The sequence below is a fragment of the Tahibacter amnicola genome, assembly GCF_025398735.1.
Lineage (GTDB): Bacteria > Pseudomonadota > Gammaproteobacteria > Xanthomonadales > Rhodanobacteraceae > Tahibacter > Tahibacter amnicola.
In genome coordinates, this window is record NZ_CP104694.1 from 1,664,903 (window position 1) to 1,687,957 (window position 23,055).

Genomic DNA, 23,055 nt, shown 5'->3' on the forward strand with positions numbered 1-23,055 from the left:
CACTCGCCGGCCTTTTCTTTCTTTTAGTCAGGGGCCCAAGGCTGACAACTCGCCAGGCCCGTCACTCATCGATGCAATGGCATCCGTCGTACCCGGACGGTGCACGTCACAATTCGTCACATCAGCAGGGCGCTGCGGATCAGTGCGGCGGCGCCGCGCGGCGTGTCTTCCTCAATGGCGTAGTTGAGGGTGAGTAACGCCTTGCTGGCGTGATCGTAGTGCAGCGCGTCCAGGTGGTGGGCAAGCACGCCGGCCACATCGGCCAGCACCATCAGGCCCAGTCCACCCAGGTCGCTCGGGGCCGACGTGGCTGCTTCGAGTGAATGCACGGCCTCATTGAGCGCCTGGCGCGAGCGCAGCGGGTAACGCAGGGAGTCGGCCTGCCAGAACTTCCAGTCGCGGTACCGGTGCAAAAGGTCGCGGCGGCACAGGCTGTCGAGCAACGTGCGCGGCAGGTGGGCCACGCGTCGGGCCACCTGGGCGATGGCTGTCGCCGCGTCCGGCCGGACCAGGCTGCCCAGTACAGCGCCCGCCTGACCCAGCAACGGGTGGTTTGGCGGCAGCGAATCATCCAGGACCAGTCGCTGGTGCGAAGCCACCAGCCGGCGTTGCGCCACCAGCTCCAGCAGCAGCCCGGCGGCGCACAGGCTGGCGGTGTCCTCGTCATGGCGGGCGAGCGCCAGGGTGCCGCGCGTCGGATCCAGCACCAACATCAGGAAGCGCTCGGCAATCAGCACGACGAACCCCGCTCACCCCGGCTTGAGCGAGGAAAGTATATGACGGCGGGACCGTCGGGCGCCTGTGCACCGGTGGCTGGCGGCGTGACGGCGGCGTCCGCCGGACAGGCGGTGATCCGTCCAGGCCGCTGGAGCGGGGTTTGGACCTCTATACGGCCACGAACCGCCCGGCGCGTCCGCTATGCGATCGATAGTCGACCGTGCCGCGGCTTCAGCGCGCGGCGCCGCCGTTGGCAACGCGGGTGCGTTCCAGGATCTCGATTCCCGCCCAGTCCACCTGGGGCAGGCCCAGGTAGCGGTCCAGCAGCATCGGCAGGAGGCCCGTCGGCAGCGAGGTTTCGCAGTTCCACAGCATGACCGTGCCGAAGCGGTACTCCGGGAAGAACGCGATGATGCCGCGGTAGCCCTGCACGGCGCCGGCGTGGAAAACCAGGTTGACGCCGGCGTAGTCGTACACACGCCAGCCGAGGGCGTACTGGGCATTGCGCAGGCGCCCGCGTCGCCAGGGCGAAGAGCGCATTTCCGTGGGGGTGGTCACCACGGGTGTGTGCAGGGTGTTGAGCAACTGAGGCGGGATCACGTCCGGCCGGCCGCCCATGTGGGCGATCAGGTAGTTGGACATGTCCTTGATGCTGGCATTGACGCCGGCCGCCGGAGCGACGTGGTAGTAGCTCTCGCGCGGCTGGAACGGCACCCAGCTGCGTCCGCGGCGCGTGTGAGGGCGTGCCCACTCCGGGCTGGACTCCAGGGCGTCGCGCCCGTACGTCGCCGTGGTCATCCCCAGCGGATGGAAGATGCGTTTCTCGACCTGGTGGTAGAAGAAGTCACCGGTGACGGCGTAGGTGACATCGCCGAGCAGGCTGAAGGCAATGTTCTGGTAGCTGTAGCAGTCGCCGACGCCGCAGATCGGATCCACTTCCTTCAGACGATCGACCAGCACGGGGTAGGGTTGGTCCTGCTCGAGCAGATGGTCGTAGGTGTTGTGCGGCAGGCCGACGCGATGGCTGAGGATGTCGCGGATGCTGAGCTTCTCCGCGGCACTGGTGTCCTTGAGGGCGAACGTCGGCAGGATGCTGCCCACGCGCGTCTGCCAGTCGAGGTAGCCCTTGTCGACCAGCATGCCGGCCAGCGTGGCGGCGAAGGACTTCGACAGCGAGGCCAGACGGAATACGGTCGACGGCGTCACGGGCGTGCGGTTGGCCGCGTCGGCAAATCCCACGCCGCGCTGGAGCAGGACCTGATCGCCCTGGACCACTGCCACGGCCAGGCCGGCGACCTGGCCCGATGCTTCCACGGCATCCAGCCAGGCGTTGAGTTCGGTGGCGGCGGTCAGCCCGGCGTTGGGCGCGGGCGCGGCAAGCACCACCGCGGCGGCTGGTACGGCTGCGGCCTTGGCCTTGGTCGCGCGCGCCTTGGTGGCTTTGGTGGCCTTCGCCTTGGCCCGCTGCGTCGCCGCTGCCTGCGCCCTGGCGGCTTCGCGTTTGGTCGGCGTACGCGCCGATACCGTTCCGATAGACACTGTGCCCAGGATCAGGCACGCGGCGATGACCAGGAATCGCTTCAGACGCATGTCCGGCCCGGCCCAACGGTGTAGTGACGGTTCGGACGGAAGGCGATGGCGCGCAAACGCGGCTTACCGGTTGGAAGATAAGGCATTGTGGTCAACGGCTGGTCGTGCTGGCGCCGATTGTGGTGCAGTTCGAAGGCATCTACAACGGACTGCCCCCTGCAAAGTGCGAGCCGGGCCACTTCCCCTGGCGCGGCACGGTGCAGAAATCCGCAGGCGGGTGCGGGGTGGTCCACTCGCGCAATTGCGGCAAACCCTGCCTGGCCGGAAAACGCGACACTGGTCCCGCCACATCCCCCCGTTTCAGATGTGGCTATCCCATTGGTGACGTGTAGCCATCGCAAGTGGATTGCGATGGCTTTTTTTTGCTCTGACGGCACTCATCCGCGTGTATGGAGTGCGATCGCGGAGCGAAATCCGGTCAGGGCCAACCGGTCGGTAATGGTCCATGTTGCGACCCTTGCTCGCAGGCTTCGCACTGCGCGCAATTTGTGGCACCCTGCTATCTACGAAAACCTTCGTGATATCGGAATGCTCCCTGTCGCGCTCACCGATGACTGCGTGAACCGCACACTCCGCGTCGCCGGCAAGCGGATCGACGTGGGTGCGCTGCGTCTGATCGACGGAGACGACACGCGGCGGATCACGCCCAAGGCACTGGCGGTGCTGCTGGAGCTGGCGCGTGAACCGGGCCATACCCGCACACGCGATGAGTTGCTGCTGCGGGTCTGGCATGGCCGGGCCGGCGACGGGGACGTGCTCACCCAGGTGGTCAAGGAATTGCGCCGTCTGTTTGATGACGATCCGACGGCGCCGCGGGTCATCGAGACCGTACCGCGCGTGGGTTATCGCCTGCTCGCGGAGCCGTGCTGGGACCTGCCGGCGAAAGTCGATCCGGTGCCATCCGCGCCGCCGCTGCGGCGGCGTAGCACCGCCGGGTGGGTGCGTCTGGCCGGGGCAATCGCCACGGGCCTGATACTGATCATGGCGGCGGCCTACCTGCTGTTGCGGCGGATGCCGGCGCCCGCTGCAATGCCGTTGCCTTTGCCCGTGCCTGCGACGCCGCAGATCCTCACCGCCGAGCCGGGCGCGGAGTTCGCACCGCATCTGTCGCCGGACGGCTCGCGCGTGGCCTATGTGGCACAGGATGCGGAAACCGGCCTGACCCGCATCTACGTACGAGGTACCTCCGCCGCGGCCACCTTTACGCCCACGCGGGGCTCGGCCACGAGCGCTCGCCCGTATGGTCGGCAGATGGTGCCCAGATTGCCTTCCTGCGCCACCAGAACGGTGCCTGCGAGCTTGTGACGGTCGATGCGCTGGGTGGGCCCGAGCGTACGCGCGGGACGTGCGACGAGGCGTGGCATGCCGGATTTGACTGGTCACCCGACGGCAGCATTTTCATTGCCGCCGGCGGCGACGGCCGCCATCCGGCGCGCCTGCGTGCGCTGCGCGCTGAAGGCGGGTTCGTTGATTTCCACTACCAGTTCGATCCGGCCGCGCACGACGACGCGCCGCGCTTCTCGCCCGATGGCCGTACCGTCGCGTTCCGGCGCGGATTGCTTCCCTACAGCGACATCTACCTGGCCGACTGGCAGACCGGGCAGGTTCGCCGGCTGACCGACGTCGCCGCGCGTATCCGCGGCTTCGACTGGCTTCCCGACGGACGTGGCCTGGTGTTCGCGTCCGATCACGCCGGCATCACGGCGCTTTACAGTGTCCCGCTCGACGGTGGCCCGGTCACACCACTGGGTGTGGCGCCCGCGCAGGCACCGGACCTGGCGCACGACCGCACGGCCGGTGCACCCGCATTGACCTACGAGATTCCGAAAACCCGTTCGCGCATGGACGGTGTCGTGGTCGGCAGCGATACCGCTGCCCTGCGCGAAATCGCGCCATCCACCGGCAGTGATAGCGATCCGGCACTGTCGCCGGAAGGCACGCGCCTGGCTTTCATCTCGGACCGCAGCGGCAGCCAGCAGTTGTGGCTCTACGACGCGGCCGCACGCCAGAGCCTGCCGCTGACCACGCGACCGAATTCGCTCTACTTTCAGCCGCAGTGGCGCACGGACGGCGCCAAGCTGCTTGTCACGCATCGTGTAGCAGGGCGGGGCGAGCTGGTCGAGGTGGACCTGGCCAGCCAGGCGCACCGCACGGTTTCGCCGCCGGAAGTGAATGTGCGCTTCGGTGCCTACGCCCCGGGCAGCGGCTATCTGGTGGTGGCCGACACCGCCGCTGACAGCCAGCTGTTGCTGATCGAACCGGCCGACGGGCCTGGCGCGCACCTGCTGCGTACGAATGTCGCGGCCGCCGGTATCGATGCGAGCAGCGGCGACATCTACTACGCCCGTCGCGACAGCCCCGACATCCTGCGGCTCTCGCCGGCAGCAGGAACCGACTCCCTGGTCGCAAGCCTCGACGGGCGACGCCAATGGCGGGTGGCCAATGGTGCCGCCTGGTATTTCGAAAGCGATGGCGCCGATGGCGTGAACCTGGTCCGGCGCGACTTTCGCGACGGCGCGTCCTCGGTCGCGTGGACCACCACTGCGGCGATCGACCCGGACAATTTCGCACTGAGCGCCGAAGCACGCCGTCTGGTCGTCACGCGCTGGACGCAGAACGACACCGACATCGGCATTGTGCGATTCGTGCGCGACCGCCCTCCCTAGTCCGGCTCCTGCTCACGGATGCAACGATCTCGGCGAAATTTCGCCGCAACCTAAGTACAACTTCAGCCGGAAATCACATCGCCTCGGGATTCGCGCACACCACGCCGGTACTTCTTGCAGCCCAGTCCATCGGAGTGGGAGGCAGCAATGAAGATCTTCAGCGAGACCCTGCGTGTGGGAGCACGGATCGAATGGCCGGGTGAAACCTTTGCCCAGCGCTTCGGCGACGGACTGGCGGTGGCCGTCGGTGCCGGTCGCGGTGCGACGATCGCCTGCCAGGGCGTCGGCGGAATCTGGATTCCGTTGCGGGGTCGCCTCAAGGTCGCCAGCGGCGAAACCAGCTTCGCGCTGGAACCGGGCCAGCTGATGGTGTCCGAGCCCGAGCAGCGGATCCAGGCCGGCGGCCGGTCGGGCGTGTTGTGGCTGGCGCTGCTGGCCCAGCGCAACGGCTGGCGTCGTGCACTGTCGCGTGCGGGTGCGGTGAGCCTGTCGGAGACGGCCCTGGTTCCCGCGTGGCACGGGGCGCCACCGGCTTTGCGGCGGCTCGCCGTCGGCGTCGTGCGGCAGGCCCTGTCGCGCACCAGCGACTACCCGCTGCAGAGCGCCTGCGACCGTTTTCTGGCGGAGATCCTCGAGCTGCAGTCCGGCTTCGACGCCATGGTCGAGCGTTGCCCGGGCCGCACGCTGGCGCAACGACGCAACGTGTTCCTGCGCTTGCAGCGCGTGCGCAATCACATGGCTGCCAACTGCGAGCAGGAGCTGGACGTGCCGGAACTGGCGCGCATGGCGAGCTACTCGCCCTGGCATTTCATCCGTGCGTTCCACGCCGTTTACGGCGAGACGCCGCACGCCTGCCTGGTTGATCGTCGCCTGGAACGGGCCCGACGCCTGGTGCGCGCCAGCGCGCTGGCCATCAGCGAGATCGCGGTTGCCAGCGGATTTGAGAACCGCTGTGCGTTCTCGCGGCTGTTCAAGCAGCGATTCGGCATCAGCGCCGCCGCGCTGCGCCGTTCGCACGGCATCAGTGCCCGCAAACAGCGCCTGCAACGTTGCGATGCCGGCGAATTGACGCTGCACGCAGTTTCCGCAACGCGGTCGGCCAATTGGCGGCAACTCGCAGGCGCTACAGATTTTTAACGTCACGGTGCCGGGCGGATGCGATTCGTCGGCGTAGCAGCGGCCGGCCGGCAGGGTGGCCGTCCTCTTCGACCACGGGCGCGATGCGGCGTTGTCGACTTATTCAAAGATACAGGAGAGATTCATGTACAGACCCACGCTGACTCGCGCGGTGCGCGCGGCGCTAGGTGGCTCGCTCACCGGCACCGGTGCGGCCGCCACCGCTATCCTGGGCTGCACGGCGCTGCCGGCGATGGCGCAGAGCCCGGCTCCGTCGGACAGTTCGGACAAGCTCGAAACGATCGTGGTGACCGGCACGCATATCCGCCGCGTTGACATGGAGACATCGAGCCCGGTGTTCGTGATTGACAAATCGCAGATCGAAAAGACCGGAAAGCTCACGGTCGGCGACCTGCTGCAACAGACGCCCGCGATCGCCGGCGGCGCCACCGCGTCCAATCCGCAGGTGAACAACGGTGGTGGCAACGGTGCTTCGACGATCGACCTGCGTGGCCTTGGCCCCGCGCGTACGCTGATCCTGGTGAACGGCCGTCGCCTCACCGGTCCGTCGCCGGACGTCAATGCCATTCCCATCAACCTCGTCGAACGCGTGGAAGTGCTCAAAGACGGTGCCTCGGCCGTCTATGGATCCGATGCGATCGGCGGCGTGGTCAACTTCATCCTGCGTCGCGACTACCAGGGCGCCGAGGTGGCGGTCGACTACGGTGTTTCCGGCAAGGACGACGCAGCGCGTCACGGCGTCAGCATGACGCTCGGGCATACCAGCGATCGCGGCAGCATTCTCGTGGGTGCCAACTACAACAAGCAGGAAGAGGCGCTGGCGGTCGATCGCGACTTCGCCAAGGACGCGCTGTACCTGTCGTCCGGCGTGGCATCGCCGGCCGGATCCAGCCGCACGCCACGCGGCCGCATCGTGCTGCCGGACGCCATGCTGGCGACCTTCGGCTGCACCAACGCCTCCAATGGCGGCTCGGTCACGCGCATCCCGGGTGCGGCGGGTGACTCGCTGGACGACTATCGCTGCTTCCGCGGCGCGGACGATGCCTACAACTTCCAGGCCGTCGCCAATCGCGTGATGACCCCGCAGGAGCGCGCCAGCCTTTTCATTGTCGGCAACTACCGCCTGACGGACAGCGTCGAGGCCTATCTCGAAGCCTTCCACAACAAGACCAGTTCGTCGTCGGCCATCGCGCCATTGCCGTTCGACGCCCGCACCGACAACGTGCTCATATCGGCCGACAACGTGTACAACCCGTTCGACATCGATTTCGGACGTAACGGCGACAACGACACGGGCCGCAATCTGCTGCTGCGCCTTGAGTCGCTCGGCAATCGCCGTACCGGGTTCGGCGTGAGCACCGACCAGCTCAACATGGGTCTCAGGGGCGGCTTCGGCGATAGCTCATGGCAGTGGGACGCAAGCTTCACCTACGGTCATTTCTCCCAGGTCTCCTCCAACTCGGGCTTCCTGTATCGGCCCGGCCTGCAGGCGGCGCTGGGCCCCTCGTACATCGATTCCGCTGGCGTAGCCCACTGCGGTACGCCCGATGCCACGATCGCAGGCTGCATTCCGATCAATCCCTTCAACCCCTCGCTGACGCCCGAGGGGTTCCAGTCGCTGAGCGCACAGTTCAAGAACACGACGACGTTGATCCAGCGCGAAGCGGAATTCAACGCCAATGGCGAGCTGTTCGAGCTGCCGGCGGGCGTGGCAAGCCTTGCCGTCGGCGCTTCCTATCGCAAGGAATACCAGAACTTCGCGCCGAGCTTCCTCAATACCGCGATCGGCCCGGACTACACCAGCTGCTACCTCGCCAACGAAACCTGCACCTCGCCCATCGTCGGCGACTTCGACGTGAAGGAGGCCTACGCGGAAGTGTTCCTGCCGGTGTTGCGCGACGTGGCGTTTGCCCAGTCGCTCAATGTCACGATCGGCACGCGCTTCTCCAGGTACTCGACCTTCGGCAACGCGACCAACTCGAAGATCGGCTTCGAATGGCGACCGGTCGAGGACGTACTGGTGCGCGGAACGATTGCGGAAGTCTTCCGTGCCCCGACGATCTCGAACCTGTTTGCGGCACCGGCGTCCAACTCGCCGACGTTCCAGGATCCCTGCATCGGGCTGGACGTGCCTGTCGGCGTCAACGCCAACATCGACCGTGCCTGCCAGTTCGTGCCGCGCGACGGCTCGTTCGGCGGACCGCTCAACGGCCAGACGACCGGCCTGGTCACCGGCAACGCCCACCTGCAGCCCGAAAGCGGCAAGGCCTTCACCTGGGGCGTGGTCTACGACCCGAACTGGCTCGATGGCCTGTCCACGAGCATGGATGTCTGGCGTTTCGCGCTCAACGACAACATCACCGCGCTGGATGTGAACACGATTGCGCAGCAGTGCTATACCTCGGGCAATCTGTGCGAGTTCATTCATCGGTTCGCCGCCGACGGGCAGGTGTTCTACATCGACCAGCCGACCCTCAATCTCGGCCGCATTGATACCAAGGGTGTCGACCTGGGCGTCAAGTATCGTCTGCCGGAAACGGCCTTCGGCAACTTCCGCTTCGGCGTCGATGCGACGTACACCGCACAATACAACCAGACGATTTTCGACCAGAGCGGCCGTCCGACCGGTGTGATCTACGGTGCGGGCCACTTCAACCGGCAGATCGGCAACTTCGCGCGCTGGCGCGGGCTGGGCTCCGTGAGCTGGGACAAGGGCAACTGGGATGCCAGCTGGACCATGCGCTATGTCGGGGGATTCCGCCTCGGCAGCCTGCGTCCGGATGGCGACAGCGCGGACGGCACGTTCAAGAATGTCGTGGTCGACTACGGCGCGCGCACCTACCACAACCTGCAGGCGGGCTACACCATTGAACCGATCAACACGCGCATCGACGTTGGCGTGGATAACGTCTTCGACAAAAAGCCGCCGATCCTCTACCAGAACAACGTCGTCAACGCGAACACCGATCCGGTGACGTTCGACACCGTCGGCCGGTACTTCTTTGCCCGCGTCAGCGTGAAGTTCTGAGCTTGCGCGGCGGCCCCGGCGCCGGGGCCGTCGTGACCCACTGCTGCTTGCTCTGCGCGCCGCGTTTCCGTCGCATGACGGCGCGGCGCGCACTCTTTCCGTTTCCTACGCGATCGCAGCGAATTCCTACTGCTTTCCAAAAACATTTGTGAATTGGATCACGCCTTTCCTAGGATCGCCGCCGGCCGTATGGAGCGGCCGGAATTCGAGTGAAAGGAGAGCGAAATGTTTCGACGACAGGATTGTCGCGTGTTGCTGGGCGTTGTGGCGCTCGCAGCACCGGTGACGATGGTGTCGGCCGCCAACGAGGCGCGCACCTACGCCGTCACGGAATGGAATGCCACGTGTCCGGCAACCACCCGCACCTACTGGGATGACATGTGCGATGCATGGCGCAATGGAATGATGCGCAAAGGCTGGGCCGGCAAGACCTATAACGAATCGCAGGTCCGCGCTTCGCTGTTTGCCGACCCGGCTGCCGTGGCGTGGGGTGTCGACAACAGCGCCGACGGCGTCGATGCGGCAGAAGCCAGCCTGTTCTGCGGACATGGCGGATTCAACTCGCGCGGCTGGTTCGGCTACCTGCACACGGCTGAAGAGGGCAACTGCCGCATCTACCCGGACCAGATGCGCCTGGGTCCGGCCTCCGGCGGCAAGTCACGTTTCTTCCAGACGTCCTCCTGCAACAGCATCCGCTGGGAACAGCGCCATGAATGGCTGCAGGCGGCGACGGGCGAAGTGCACGTGGTCACCGGCTTCAACGGACTGATGTACATCGGCTCGATGTTCGTCAACGAGTACGGTGCGCTGGCCGAAGACGCCTACTCCAGCCAGGGTGTCGGCCGTGCGTGGGTGGAGAACATGTACCACAACGAACCGTGGTACACCGGCGGCCATGACGTCTGCCCGGTATCGCTGGCCTTCGGCAATACCGACTGGTCCGCGCAATACACGCTGGACGAAAGCTACTGGTCGGACTGGCCGGACATGCAGCCGGTCGTGATGACCTCGTACTTCGTCAGTGGCTGCCAGTCCAATGGCGGCCAGGTCTTGCCGTGATCGCCGGAGGAAGCCCATGAATAGCCCGAAAATGTTCCGTCGTCCGGCGGTGGCGATGTTCTTTGCCGTGGCAGGCGTTTGCCTGGCCGGCTCCGCGCAGGCGCTGGCGCCGCAATCCCTGCAATCGGCCAGCGATGTCCGCCTTGGTCCCGCCGCTTCGCGCGTGGCGACGGTGCTGGCCGCACTGCCGCGTTACGACGAAAAAGCGTTGCGCACCAGCCTGCTGGCGCTCGCTTCCCCGCGGATCTTCGAAGCGACGCCGGTCCTGACCGTCACGGCGTTGCGCGAAGCGGTCAACGCCGAGGGTGTGAAAGCCCAGGTCTCGGTGGACCCGACCATCGGCCGCGCCCGCTACCGTCTGGGCGGCGAACCTACCACCTCGACCCTCGCCATGCCCGCAGCGCGCGAAGCACTGGCGTCCGTGTCCGGCGCGCACGCATCGGTCCTGGCGCGGTTGGGCATTCCGTCCGCCGAGCTGAGCCAGCTACGCACCTCGGTGCTGGCCCAGCAGGACTCGCGCTTCAACACCAAGGGCGTATTCGTCAACGGCCCCAGCGTGGCGCATGGCTACATCACCACCGTGTCGCGCAGCGTCGGCGGCATCCTGGTCGACGGCAGCAACGCCCGCCTGGTCTCGCGCCATGACGGCGAGCTGGAATCGGCCGCCGTCAGCTGGCCGCGACTGGCATTGCATCCGCAGCTGCGCAAGTTCGCGCTGCGCAGTCGCGAGGAACTGGCGCAGGCAGTCGCTGCCAAGGTGGCCGCCAACGAATCGCCCGACGCCACGGTGCGCGCCGCCGTCGTGCTGCGGCCCGTGCTCGATGGCAAATCGCTCGTGCATGTGCCCGCCCTGCGCGTGGCGGTGACGCCGAACAACGGCGAAGCCGGCGAAATGTTCTACGTGGACATGGGAAAAGAAAAAGCGGCCTACACGGAAGTCAGCGCTGACCGTTGATTCGGCGCACACGGAAGTGAAGCGGCGGGATCCGCAAGGATCCCGCCGTTTCTTTGCGCTGTGCGCGAGGCGCCACCAGCCGGTGACTCAGATCGCCTTGAGTGAGTCTGGCGACAGGCGCAGGCGACGGCACAGGTGCATTCCGGTACGCCTGCGGGGCAGGCCTACACCCCGGCGGCTTGGCTATCGCTCCAACACCTTCCTTCCGGTTCGTGCCTGGCGTGGTCGCAGCGTGCATTCGTACCGGCGTGTTACTCGTCGTCCTGGCGCCGCTGGGTGCCTGCAATAGCGCGCCGTCCGGATTTGATGCGGTACCCGCCGCTGATCTGGAACCCCAGGCGTGCGGGTCGCCCAGCACTTTCGAAATCGCCTCGACTGAGGCGGGCACGCCGAAAGGGTAACTGCCGGAAGCGCGAGGGCTGATACAGTGAGCGAGCGCTTCAGTACGGCGATACTTGCACCGCGTTGCGTCGAGCGCCTGTATTCGAATTTCCCACCTCGCGAGCGACGCCATGCCTTTGGTCAGGATCACCCACCGCGATGTCTCACACCGGCACGCGTTCAGCGCCTACGTCGCGCGTGTATTTCCCCGAATCTCGTTCGATGCATGGATGGATCGCGGCAACTGGGATGACAGCTATTGCGCCTATGCCCTGTACGAGGACGACGTCATCGTGGCAAATGCCTCCGTCACGCAGATGCGGATCCTGGTAGACGGAGAGATGCTCGCCGCCTGCCAGTTCGGCGCCGTCGGCTGCATTCCGGAAGCGCGAGGCAAGGGGTTCGCGCGCAGGGTGGTGGAATCCGCATTGGAAGACTGCGGAACGCGTCCGGTCCTGCTGTTTGCCAACCCAACGGTCAGCCGGTTTTACCCGCTATTCGGTTTTGTACCCGCTGCGCAATACCAGTTCACGGCGCAGTGCACGGCGCGCCCCTCGGCCAGACCCGCCGAGCGCGTGAACGCCATGGACCACCCGATAGCGGCGATGCTGTCAGAACGCGTCGATGCCATACCCGTCACCACGCGCTTTGGCGCCCATGGCTACCATCGGACCGTCTCCGACTGGTACGTCACCAATGGTCTGGCACGTCCGCTGCGACGCCTGCCCAATGGCGCCATGGTTTTCTGCGCCGTCGAGGACGGCGTCCTGCGCATCGACGACATTGTGGCGCCCCGGCGTTTTGACCTGCGATCGCATATCGAAGACCTGATTGACGAGCCGATCCACCGCATCGCCTTCGGGTTCACCCCCGAACACTGCTGGCCGGACGCGCAGGCTCACCTCGACGCGGGCGCACATCTGTTCCTGCGGAATTTCCCGGAACTGCCTCCTGGCCCCAGCCAGTTTCCCGTGCTGGCTCGCACGTAACCGCAGCAGCGGACCGGGTAGCGGACCGGGCCACAGCGGACCGGGCCACAGCGGACCGGGCCACAGCGGACCGGGCCATCCAAGATTCGGAACTTTCCGCAGCGGACCGGGCCATCCAAGATTCGGAACTTTCCGAGCTTAAACGCTGCGAACCGGGTCATCCGAGAGAACCGGGCCACCCACGATTCGGAATTTTCCGAGCTAGGGAGAACAGGGAGAACCGGGCCATCCACGATTCGGAATTTTCCTAGCTCAAAGCGAACCGGGTCATCCTGATCCGAACGGCCAGCGACAGACATGGACAACCGTGATTTGAAATTTTCCGATTGGAGCGAGCACGGGTAGTGCGCGGGAAGAATAGGTGTCGTTGCCTTCGCAAGCCGTGGTGACGATGCCTGCCGAATAGGCAGACATCGTCGACAAGCGGTGGTTGCGGCTTACGGTATCGGTGAGCAGACTGGCGCAGTTACTGCGTCAAAGCCATTGCGGAACAGGAGGTCGCTACGCGCCAGCACCGTGAATCGTACGACCTGGGTAGCAAACGCACCCGATGGGTCGATGGCCCAGAAGCGGATGTCGTAGGGCGAGGTGGTGGCGGCACCAGTGCCTACGGTGCCGGTAATCTTTCCGTCCGATGCGCCAAGACGGAGCCCTGCCGGCAATCCGCTGTCGGCGTAGCGCAATGGTTGGCCTTCGTCCACATCGCGGAAAAATGGCGCCAGGTTGATTGTCACGGTGTCCTGCTCGGTCAGCCACTGGGGCGGTATGAGGCAGGCGTTGGTGGGGGCGTGATTCATGCGGACGCTCACGTCGGCTTCCGCGCACAGGTTGCTGCTGTCGCATACGCGGTAGCGGAAACTGTCGTCACCGCTTTGCGTGAAGCGGTAGGTGAACTTGCCGTCGGATTCGAGTGTGAGGATGCCACGGGACGGAGGGATGACCGGCGTGGTGTCTAGTCTCAGGTTGTCACCGAGGTCAAGGTCGGTGTCGTTGGCGAGCAGGCTGTTCTCGCCGTTGGCCAGCGTGTTGGTCACCAGGCCCGGATGCGCCCACATCAGGTCGGTATTGGCGACCGGTGGGTCGCTGACACACGCGATCGCGAGGCTGACCTGCCCGACACCGAATCCGGCTGGACCGATACCGCGGTAGCGGAAATGATCCGCGCCGCAGAAGTGCGTTCCCGGTGTGTAGACGAAGCTGCCATTGCTGTGCAGGCTGATGCTTCCGTGCAGCGGAGGTGCTTCGAGGAGGGCCTGCAGACCGCTGCCGTCGTCGTTGGCCAGCACGCCCTGTTCGGCCGACACGGTCAGTACCGCGTCCTCGCTGCCCGCGTAGGCGTCTGCGGTGACGCCAACGGCTGGCACGACCAGCGGTGCGCGCCAGGCGCCCTGGCTGTACGTGCCGGCATAGACGAAGTAGGGCGGGCCACTGATTTCCAGGTCCTGCACAACCATTCCCAACGGCATGCCCAGCATGAATGGCGCGAAGCTGGTGCCGCCGTCGATGCTGTCGTACACACCGATGTCCGTTCCGACGAGGATGTGCTGCAGGTTGGTCGGATCGATCGCCACAGCGTTGGCCGGTACGTTCGGCAAGCCCGCTCCCACCGCTTGCCAGTTGGCGCCACCATCGACCGAGCGGTAGAGCCGGTTCAAGCCAAACCCGCCGCGTGTCGCAAATACGCGTTGCGCATCGATCGGATCGACCGCGATATCCGACACCTGGCCACCCGGGTAGTTGTTAGTGACTTCCACCCATTCCGGCGCCGCCGCCAGCACATCCGGCGACATCCAGATGCGCCCCGTTTCAGTACCGACGTACATGGGCAGCGGCGACACCTGATCATTGCGCGCCGGGGTCATGACACGGATGGCCTGCCGCGTACTGGTCGAGCCACTGAGATTGCCGGAGATCTTGCTCCACCGGAATTGCGAGGAACTGGTCTGTGTCGCATCGGCGCGATATACCCCGTTGGCAGCGATAAACAGCGTGCGCGGGACAATGGCCAGCGGCGTCATCCAGGGGAACGGATCGCTCTGGATACCGATATTGGCCAAGCGCGTGAACGAACCGACACCACCGCTGCTACTGGAACGGTAGATCGACGGACCGCCCCAGGGGTAGCTGGTTTGGAACACGCGTGATGTGTCAGCGGGATCGATCGCATTTTGAAACCCGTCCCCGGTCACTACCGTGACGTCCCAGACCTGGCTGGCGGTGCGGCTTGACGAGGAGTTGTCTTGCGCACCACCGAACATCCGCTCGCCGTTCGTGGGATCGACCGCGATATCGTAGTACTGGGTGATATTCAGATTACCGTTTCGATTGAGGAAGCTGCCGCCGCCATTGTCGCTGCGCCAAAGCCCGCCATCGCTGCCAACCCAGAACCGGTTGCCGTCGGTACGGGAAAATCGCACGACGTGCGTGTCCTGGTGGACCTCCTGGGCGTTGCCCCAGTCCTGGGTGAGAATCGCGAAGGATGTGCCGCCATTGGTGCTCAAGGCCGGCCGGATCGTGCCAATCAGAACGATGTCCGGATTGGTGGGGTGGATATCGAGGGTGAGGTTGTAGCTGCATTGCCCTTCGCAGGTATCCGGATTGGCAAGCAGCCAGGTTTCGCCGGAATCGTTGCTGCGATACAGGCCCACCAGGTTGGAGTTGGTCTTGTGGACCAGGGCGTAGAACGTCGAGGGGTGGGAGCGTGAAATCGCCAGCCGAACGGTGCTGCTGTCGGCTTCAGCAGGCAATCCCTGGGTCAGGCGCGTCCAGGTCTGGCCACCGTCGACGGACTTGTGCAATCCACTGCGTTGCACCGCGGCGAGCACGATCTGTCCGTTGCGCGGATCGAATAGAAGGTCGCGTACTTTTCCGGGAACGTCGGCGACCTTGCTCCACTGCGCGCCCTCATCGGTGGATCGGTAGATGGCCGCGCCCGACAGGGTGCCGGTTTCATTGCATTGGCCGTCGCCACCGGCCAGTACGATGCGATTGTCGCCGGGCGACACCGCCACGGCGTTGATGAAGGAACTGCCGAGCGCATGGGCCCCATCGCCGTTGCGGGCGGAAAAATGCAGTCCGCCATTGCTGGAGAAGTACAGACCCTGGCCGAAGTAGCCCGAGCAGCTGGAATAGTGTTCGCCGGTGCCGACCCAGATTCGGTTGGGGTCGGTCGGATCGACCACGACGGCGCCGATTGTCAGGGTGCCGACCTGGTCGAAGATCGACTGCCAGCTCGAGCCGCCGTCGAGCGTTTTCCAGACGCCGCCGGCCGCCGTGCCCAGATACAGCGTGTTCTCGTCGACGGGATGTACGCCCAGGGCGCTGACGCGCCCAGCCACCCGGCCCATCGGCCAGCCCAGCATCGTCATGGTCTCCGGGCCCATCGGTTGCCAGCGTGGCTCGTCGGCGAGCAGTGCCGGTGGCCGCAAGCGGAGCGTGTGCTGCAACTGCTCGACTGACTGGCGTCGCAGCGCATTGGCGTTTGGCGCCTCGTCCAGCCCGCGCGAACGGATAAACCATTCGCGGCGCTCCTCGATCGCCAATTCCTCCTCCGCTCCCTTGTCAGTTTCCACGAGCAACTGCGCCTGCGCTTGTCCCAGGACCAGCAAGCCAAGACCCGCGAGCGCGAACGCCGCACGGCATGTACGTCGGTGCATCGAATCACCCTCCACATTCAATGAGCGCAACCGACGAGGGCCGGCTGCGGGACGAAGAAGCGCGCGCACAGGCGCCGTCCCGACTGCTTGCGGACCATGCTGATGCGCTGCGCGTGACTGGGGGGCGGCCCGGTGCGACCACAGTCGGACGCTTGAGTAATCCGCGTGGCCGGTAGGGTCAAGCGCGAAGGTGGATTTATGTCACATAGCCATAACCCATGCGAAAGATCGCATGCGTCAGTACTTTCGAATGCGAGCGTGCGTTTGCAATTTGGCGAAAAAGGACATCTTGATAGGTTTCGCATTCTTGCGGAGCTGGCACAGTGCGTCGCCTAATCGCCTGTTCCGTGGCGTGGTGCCGCAATCAGTTCCGCGGCAGCGGAGGCGCCCGTGGTCGCCGGACTGTCGCTGGGCGCTGCGCCGTCCAGGGGGAGATCCGGATTGGCCCTGGCTGCGGAAGACCATTTCAGTCGGTCTGGCGCAGGATGCACTCACCTCGCCCTGGACAAACGGTGCGGGCCTGCTTGCTTTTGCATAATCGGGCGACTTCTGCAGCCAGGCGGAGATCGTCGATGCGATTCGCGCTGACTATGACGGTGGCAGTTGCCTGCGCGGTGTGCAGGGCGGAGGCCGCGACGCCGGCGCCGGCCGAGGCACAGTGGGCGACGGCGCACTCGGACCGCAATCCGGCCATCTCCCCAGACGGTACGCGATTGCTGTTCAGCTCAGATCGCAGTGGTCGGCAGGTGTTGTATCTGCGCCGTTTGCCCGACGGCGATGTAGCCGTGTTCGTTGACGGCAACGACGAGCCGGGTTATCCGGCCTGGTCGCCGGATGGCAGGCAGGTTGTGTTCACGGCCAGGGTCGATGGCGAAGATGATCTCTTCGTGGTCGACGCCGCAGGCGGCAATCGCCGACACCTGGTCGTCCATCCGTCGCGGGAAGGACATCCGCGCTGGAGTCCGGATGGGCAGCGCATCTACTTCAACTCCGAGCGACCGTCCACGGAACCACGCACCGACGCGGTCAGCGCGCCGGAGGGCGAAGACCGTGTCGACATTTACAGCGTTCGAAGCGATGGGAGCGATCTTCAGCGTCACACGCGTTGCGGCAGCGAATGTTCCTACCCTTCGGTGTCGCCTGACGGCAAGCAGCTTCTGATCCGTCGCGTATTCTGGGAGCCGGCTGCCGCACCCGGCGGCAAGCCCGTGCGCAATTCCGAGATCGTCGCGATCGACCTCGCTGACGGCCGTGAACGCAACTTGACGCAAAGCAAGGACTACGACGTCTATCCGATCTGGTCCGCCGACGGACGCTGGGTCTACTTCAGTTCAAATCGCCAGGCGACCGCCGGTCAGCTGCATCTATGGCGCATTGCCACGAACGGTGGCTTGCCGCAACGCCTCTCCCACGGAGCCTGGTCCCATCGACAGGCTAGCCCGAGCGCCGACGGAAAGCAGATATACGTCTTCTCCTACCAGCGTGTTGGCGGGCAGGACGTGGGCTACATCGGGAGTATCGCGGTGTACGGAGATGGCTCGAAATGACGGGGCCATCCATGATTCGGAACTTTCCGAAACGAAGTGACGGGGCCGTCCATGATTCGGAACTTTCCGAGCGAAATGACGGGGCCATCCATGATTCGGAACTTTCCGAAACGAAGTGACAGGGCCATCCATGATTCGGAATTTTCCGAGCAGAGATGAAAAGGCCATCCATGATTCGGGATTTTCGTAGTGCATAAGGGGTGTCACAGCAGCCGCGAGTGCTGCGAAGTGGTGATTGCGGCATCCGATAGCGTCAGTCTCGGTAGGCGAGCACGCGCGCGATGCCGCTTTTGCGGCCGTAAACCGGTGCAGTGTTCGCGGACCTAGCTACAGCGTACGCATGAACGCTTCAACCCCACCCCTTTGAGCCAGCGCTGTCCCATCGACCGAGCCTTGTCGAGCAGGGCCTGCAGTGACCCCACCGCTCGCCAATAACGTGTCTCGATCGTGAGCACTTCTGCGCGCCATGCTTCGGGCGTCAGACCGATTGTTTGAAGTGCCTTGGGAGAGTTGCCGGGGATGGACCCCCGCTTGTCGGGACGAGGCTGCCGCCCTGTCCAATCCACCAGGTCGACGTACTGGATGGCGGAGATCCCCAGTGTGTGCGCCGCGCAGCCGGCAACGGGGCTCAGCAGGGTAGAGGCTCCGACGTGCTGAAGGCGGCGTCGGATCGACGTGTGTTCGGAGGAGCGCAGGTCCTGCGCGATGCCGGCGCGGATCGGATTGAGATCGACGTACGCCATGCAGGCGATCACCGCGGTTTCGTCCAGCAATGCCTGGCAACGATAACGTCCCTCCCAGAACCGCCCTGTGCAGGCATCTTCGCGATTGGCGCGTCGCGCAATAGGTTCGTTGAGGCAGCGCATGAACCAGGGGAGGGAGGCGAGACGTTCCCGGTAGCGTGCCACCTGGACGGGATCGCCCGCGATATGGCTGGCCTTGATCGCCGTCGCATCCTGATCGACGACCTTGCCGCAGCGCACCGGGCACAGGCGAAGCCATCGTTCGGCGACTTCCTCCGCTGACCATGTCGCAGCGATCTGTGGCGCCACGTATGCCACTACATGGACGTGATTGCGCATCACGGCGTAGGCGTAAACGCCAACGGCGAAGATAGTGGCCAGCTCGTGCAGTCTATCCTCCACCCACTGCTTGCGGTGCTCGAATGACTGCCCGGAATAGGGGTCATCACCGCACAGGAATGCACGTCGGACACAGCGAGAGATGCAGTGAAAGTAGCCAGATTCCCCGGCTGGGACGATGTGGTGTCGTGGGTAGCTCATGAATTGGACTATTCCACGTGAGCTGGTCATGCGATATCAGCGAAGTGCCCGGCGTCTGCTGGGAAAATTCCGAATCGTGGTTGTCCTGATCAGCTCAGCCGGCGGATTTGCGGCACAGATGATGCACCCGTGGCAACTGCTGGCGTGAAGGGGCGTTCGGAGTGACTGAGTGGGCTGCGGTGCCGCCCACTGGTTGCCGCGTTCGCGCTACGCGGCCGCGGCGGCCGCGTCCTTGTGCAGGATGAAGTCGCACGCGCGTTCGGCGATCATCGCCGTCGGCGCGTTGGTGTTGCCGCCGGGCAGGTTAGGCATGACGGAGGCATCGATCACGCGCAGCCCCTCCAGGCCGTGGACACGCAGTTCCGGATCGACCACGGCCATCGGATCGCGGCCCATGCGGCAGGTTCCGATGGGGTGGTAGATCGATTCGGCCTTGCGCCGGATGAATGCTTCCAGGTCTGCCTGCGTCGCTGCGCCGGTGCCGGGAAAAATCTCGTCACCGCGGTATTTGTCGAACGGCTTCTGCGCCAGGATCTCGCGCGAGATGCGCGCGGCTTCCACCATGCGCCGCAAATCATCGCCTTCGGGATCGCTCAGGTAGAGTGGCTGCAGCAGCGGTTTATCTGCCGGATTGGCCGATCGCAGGCGTAGATGGCCGCGGCTCCTGGGGCGCAGTACGCAGGCGTGCAGGGTGTAGCCGAAACCGGGCAGGCGGTTGCGACCGTGGTCGTCGAGCAATGCCGGCACGAAGTGGAACTGAACGTCGCAGCGCTCGTCCGTCGCCAGCCGTGAACGCAGGAACCCGCCGGCTTCGGCGATATTGGATGTGCCGATGCCACTGCGGCGCAGCAGGAATTGCAGGGCTATGGCGATATCGTTGGTCCGGTCGTAGGTGATCGACTGCGTGCAGCGCACCAGCGTGCACACGTCGAGGTGGTCCTGCAGGTTTTCGCCGACACCGGCCAGATCGTGGCTGACGGCGATGCCGTGGCTACGCAGCGCGTCGGCCGGGCCCACGCCCGAGAGCATCAGCAGTTGCGGTGAATTGATAGCGCCACCGGCCAGGATGACCTCACCGCCTTCGGCTGTCCGCGAGACGCCGCGATGCAGAAACTTCACACCGGTGGCGCGGGTTCCGCTCAACAGCACGCGTTCGGTCGTGGCGCGTGTCAGCACCGTGAGATTGCGGCGACCGCGGATACTGCGCAGGTAGCCGGCAGCCATCGAGCAGCGTGCGCCGTCTTTCTGGGTGACCTGGTAGTAGCCGAAACCCGCCTGGCTGGGGCCGTTGAAATCCGGATTGGGTGTATGGCCGAGGCTGGTCGCCGCATCAATCACCGCCTGCGACAGGGGATTGGTGTGGCGCAGGTCCGATACGCAGAGCGGACCATCGCCACCGTGCAGTTCGCTGGCCCCGCGTGTGTTGCATTCGCTGCGGCGGAAGCTTGGCAATACCGCGTCCCAGCGCCAGCGCGGATCGCCGGCAAGTTCGGCCCACTCGTCATAGTCGCGCGCATCGCCGCGGATATAGCACATGGCGTTGATCGAGCTGGAACCACCCAGCACCTTGCCGCGCGGCCACCACAAACGGCGATTCTGCAGCTGTGGCTCCGGCTCGGTGTAATAGTCCCAATTGACGCTTTTGTTGCTGACCAGCTTGGCCAGCCCCGCCGGCATGTGGATGAAGGGATGCCAGTCGCGTCCGCCGGCCTCCAGCAGCAGGACCCGCGTGCGCGGGTTTTCGCTGAGTCGGTGCGCGAGCACGCAGCCGGCGGATCCGGCGCCGACGATGATGTAGTCGTAGGTCATGTAACAGCCCTGGGGAGGACGCACCCGAGGCTAGGCCCGGTGCATAGAGCAGATGCTCCATCGCACTGCAGCATCGCGCTCAATCCAGCACGTGGACCGCGTCACCGCGGTGGATGACGCCGCTGCCGCGCGGGATGAGGTTCTGCCCGAAGGTGACGCCGGACGGGGAACGGCGATACGTGGTCAGCGTCCGCAGTGGCTCGCCGGACGGGTCGCGTTCGCCGCGGGCCGGATCGACCGTCGTGAACACGCAGCGCGTGCAGGGCTTGACCACATCGAACTCGACCTCGCCGATGCGGACCCGGCGCCACTGGTCTTCCGCGTGGGGCGCAGTGCCGTCAACCACCAGGTTGGGCCGGAAGCGCAGGATCGAAATGGGTGTGGCAAGGCGCGCGTTGAGGTGGTCAAGCGCCGCCTGGGAGATGAGCAGCACCGGAAACCCGTCGGCGAAGCTCACTTCGTCTTCGGCCTGCGCGTACGTTGGATCGACCGGACGTCGCGCTGCCGCATCCATGAATACCAGACGGGCGGGCTGGCCAAGAAAGCGGCTGACCCATTCGGACGCGGTACTGTCGGCGGCAACGGCGTCGATGGAGTCGCGCCAGACGTTGACTGCGCAACGCGCACCATCGGCGGGCTCGGCGACCGTCACCGGCGGCATGCCGGGCGCGCTCATGCGCAACCCGCCGGCGACCGGTTCGGCCTGCAGCAGCGGCAGGCGCGCGTGCTGGCGGCCGGTGACGAACTTGCCGTCGGCATCCACGATCATCCAGCGGCGATCGTGGATGAGCCCGCGCTTTTCGACGGTGGCTGACGCGGATGGCAGTGGCGCGCAGGATTTGACCGGATAGAGGTGCAGTTCGGAGAGCGTCGGTTTCATCCGCCGATTATGCGCGATCCGGTCGATTCGGTTAGGCTTGCGCCGCCACAACCAGGGCCATTCAGCGGATCACGCGTGACGAAACGGATTGCGGTCGAACGGCACGAGTGGACTGCGTTGGGCGTCTCGTTCGCCTATTTTTTCTGCGTGCTGGCGGCGTACTACATCGTGCGCCCGGTGCGTGAGCAGCTCTCGGCGGCGGTCGGGTCCACGCAGCTGCCGATCTTCTTCCTGGCCACGTTTCTCGCCACGCTGTTGCTGACGCCGGTGTTCGGCATGTTGGCCGCGCGCTGGCGACGCAGCCGTTTCGTGCCGGCGGTATACCTGTTCTTCCTGGGCTGCGTCCTGCTGTTCATTCCGCTGTTCCAGATGCAGGACGTGATCGGTGCGAAGGTGCTCGGATCGGTATTTTTTGTCTGGGTCAGTGTGTTCAACCTGTTCGTTGTCGCCGTGTTCTGGAGCTTCATGGCCGACATCTTCGATACCGGTCAGGCACGCCGGCTGTTTCCGATCATCGCCGTTGGCGGTGCGCTGGGTGCCATCGTCGGACCCTACATGACCGGCGCCCTGGTCCATCGGATCGGGGTCTCGGGGCTGCTGGTGATGTCCGCGCTGTTCCTTGCGGTGTGTATCGGCTGCATCCTGTTTCTGTCGGAATGGTCGCGACGCCATCCCGTGGACGGTGACACGACGCGGGGAGAACGGGTGATCGGCGGCAGCATCCTGGCCGGCATCATCGGGACGCTGCGCGATCCGCTGTTGCGGCGCATGGCCGTGCTGACCCTCCTGGCGGAATTGGTCGGCACGGTGATCTATGCCTTCCAGGTCGATTTCATCGGCGCGCAATTTCCGACCCGGGAACTGCGCATCGAATTCGCGTCCAAGCTGGACCTGTGCACCAATCTCTTGCAGATCCTGCTGCAGACGACGCTCACCCGCGCCATCCTGGTGCGCTCCGGTCCGGCCGCCGCGCTGCTCCTGGACGGGGTGATCAAGACCGTGATGCTGGCGGGTCTGGCGCTCATCGGCGGCGAGTGGATCATCCTGGTGGCCCTGGTCACCCGGGCAGCGGGCTACGGTGTGTTCAAGCCGGCCGCCGATACGATCTACACGCAGATCGGTGCGGAAGGCCGCTACAAGGGCAAGGGCTTTATCGACACGGCCGTCTGGCGCCTGAGTGATCTGGCCACCACGTCGGGCATCACTCTGCTGCGCGGCCTCGGCATGGGGGTTGGCCACATCGCCCTGCTGACCGCCGGTATCGCAGGTGCCATGGCCTGGCTGGGCTGGCGTGTGGCGCGGGCGGGTGAATTCAAGGGTGCGAATCCGCAACCGGACGTTAACCGCCCCGCCTGACC

At 65.3% G+C, this 23,055-nt stretch carries 15 protein-coding genes; 9 read left to right on the top strand and 6 right to left on the bottom strand.

What is annotated here, in order from left to right; genetic code table 11:
* Positions 1-116: 116 nt before the first annotated feature.
* The gene (locus N4264_RS06955) at positions 117-737 is read right to left on the bottom strand and encodes a GPP34 family phosphoprotein (protein ID WP_261696337.1); all 621 of its coding nucleotides are present in this window, start codon (positions 735-737) and stop codon (positions 117-119) included.
* 211 nt (positions 738-948) lie between these two features.
* Entirely contained in the window at positions 949-2,307 is a 1,359-nt protein-coding gene (locus N4264_RS06960) for a serine hydrolase domain-containing protein (protein WP_261696338.1), read from the bottom strand.
* A gap of 558 nt (positions 2,308-2,865) precedes the next feature.
* Here N4264_RS06960 and N4264_RS06965 point away from each other — a divergent pair.
* From N4264_RS06965 to N4264_RS06995, 7 genes are all read left to right on the top strand, one after another.
* Positions 2,866-3,612: a winged helix-turn-helix domain-containing protein gene (locus N4264_RS06965; protein WP_261696339.1), complete on the top strand. Its 747-nt coding sequence runs from the start codon at positions 2,866-2,868 to the stop codon at positions 3,610-3,612.
* Positions 3,609-4,973 carry a TolB family protein gene (locus N4264_RS06970; protein WP_261696340.1) on the top strand — a complete coding sequence of 455 codons (1,365 nt, stop codon included), beginning with the start codon at positions 3,609-3,611 and terminating at the stop codon, positions 4,971-4,973. Before N4264_RS06965 ends, N4264_RS06970 begins: the two co-directional genes overlap by 4 nt.
* Before the next feature lie 147 nt (positions 4,974-5,120).
* Complete coding sequence (locus N4264_RS06975; RefSeq protein WP_261696341.1) at positions 5,121-6,110, top strand: helix-turn-helix domain-containing protein; 990 nt, start codon at positions 5,121-5,123, stop codon at positions 6,108-6,110.
* Between the two features lie 124 nt (positions 6,111-6,234).
* Positions 6,235-9,138: a TonB-dependent receptor gene (locus N4264_RS06980; protein ID WP_261696342.1), complete on the top strand. Its 2,904-nt coding sequence runs from the start codon at positions 6,235-6,237 to the stop codon at positions 9,136-9,138.
* 225 nt (positions 9,139-9,363) lie between these two features.
* Complete coding sequence (locus tag N4264_RS06985; protein WP_261696343.1) at positions 9,364-10,197, top strand: hypothetical protein; 834 nt, start codon at positions 9,364-9,366, stop codon at positions 10,195-10,197.
* Between the two features lie 16 nt (positions 10,198-10,213).
* Entirely contained in the window at positions 10,214-11,152 is a 939-nt protein-coding gene (locus N4264_RS06990) for a hypothetical protein (RefSeq protein WP_261696344.1), read from the top strand.
* Between the two features lie 512 nt (positions 11,153-11,664).
* Positions 11,665-12,522, top strand: coding sequence for a GNAT family N-acetyltransferase (locus N4264_RS06995; protein WP_261696345.1), 858 nt, complete (start codon positions 11,665-11,667; stop codon positions 12,520-12,522).
* Between the two features lie 437 nt (positions 12,523-12,959).
* Here the strand turns inward: N4264_RS06995 and N4264_RS07000 are convergent, their stop codons facing one another.
* Complete coding sequence (locus N4264_RS07000; RefSeq protein WP_261696346.1) at positions 12,960-16,178, bottom strand: Ig-like domain-containing protein; 3,219 nt, start codon at positions 16,176-16,178, stop codon at positions 12,960-12,962.
* A 572-nt stretch (positions 16,179-16,750) separates the two neighbouring features.
* Between N4264_RS07000 and N4264_RS07005 the strand changes: the two genes are divergently transcribed.
* Positions 16,751-17,725 (top strand): beta-propeller domain-containing protein, encoded by a 975-nt coding sequence (locus N4264_RS07005; RefSeq protein WP_261696347.1) that lies wholly within the window; start codon positions 16,751-16,753, stop codon positions 17,723-17,725.
* Between the two features lie 323 nt (positions 17,726-18,048).
* Here N4264_RS07005 and N4264_RS07010 read toward each other — a convergent pair whose 3' ends face one another.
* The 3 genes from N4264_RS07010 to N4264_RS07020 form a co-directional block, all read right to left on the bottom strand.
* Positions 18,049-19,008, bottom strand: coding sequence for a hypothetical protein (locus N4264_RS07010; protein WP_261696348.1), 960 nt, complete (start codon positions 19,006-19,008; stop codon positions 18,049-18,051).
* A gap of 207 nt (positions 19,009-19,215) precedes the next feature.
* On the bottom strand, positions 19,216-20,817 hold the full coding sequence (locus N4264_RS07015) for a GMC family oxidoreductase (RefSeq protein WP_261696349.1): 1,602 nt from the start codon (positions 20,815-20,817) through the stop codon (positions 19,216-19,218).
* Between the two features lie 79 nt (positions 20,818-20,896).
* Complete coding sequence (locus N4264_RS07020) at positions 20,897-21,697, bottom strand: MOSC domain-containing protein (RefSeq protein ID WP_261696350.1); 801 nt, start codon at positions 21,695-21,697, stop codon at positions 20,897-20,899.
* Between the two features lie 75 nt (positions 21,698-21,772).
* Between N4264_RS07020 and N4264_RS07025 the strand changes: the two genes are divergently transcribed.
* Positions 21,773-23,053 carry an NTP/NDP exchange transporter gene (locus N4264_RS07025; RefSeq protein WP_261696351.1) on the top strand — a complete coding sequence of 427 codons (1,281 nt, stop codon included), beginning with the start codon at positions 21,773-21,775 and terminating at the stop codon, positions 23,051-23,053.
* Positions 23,054-23,055: the final 2 nt, after the last annotated feature.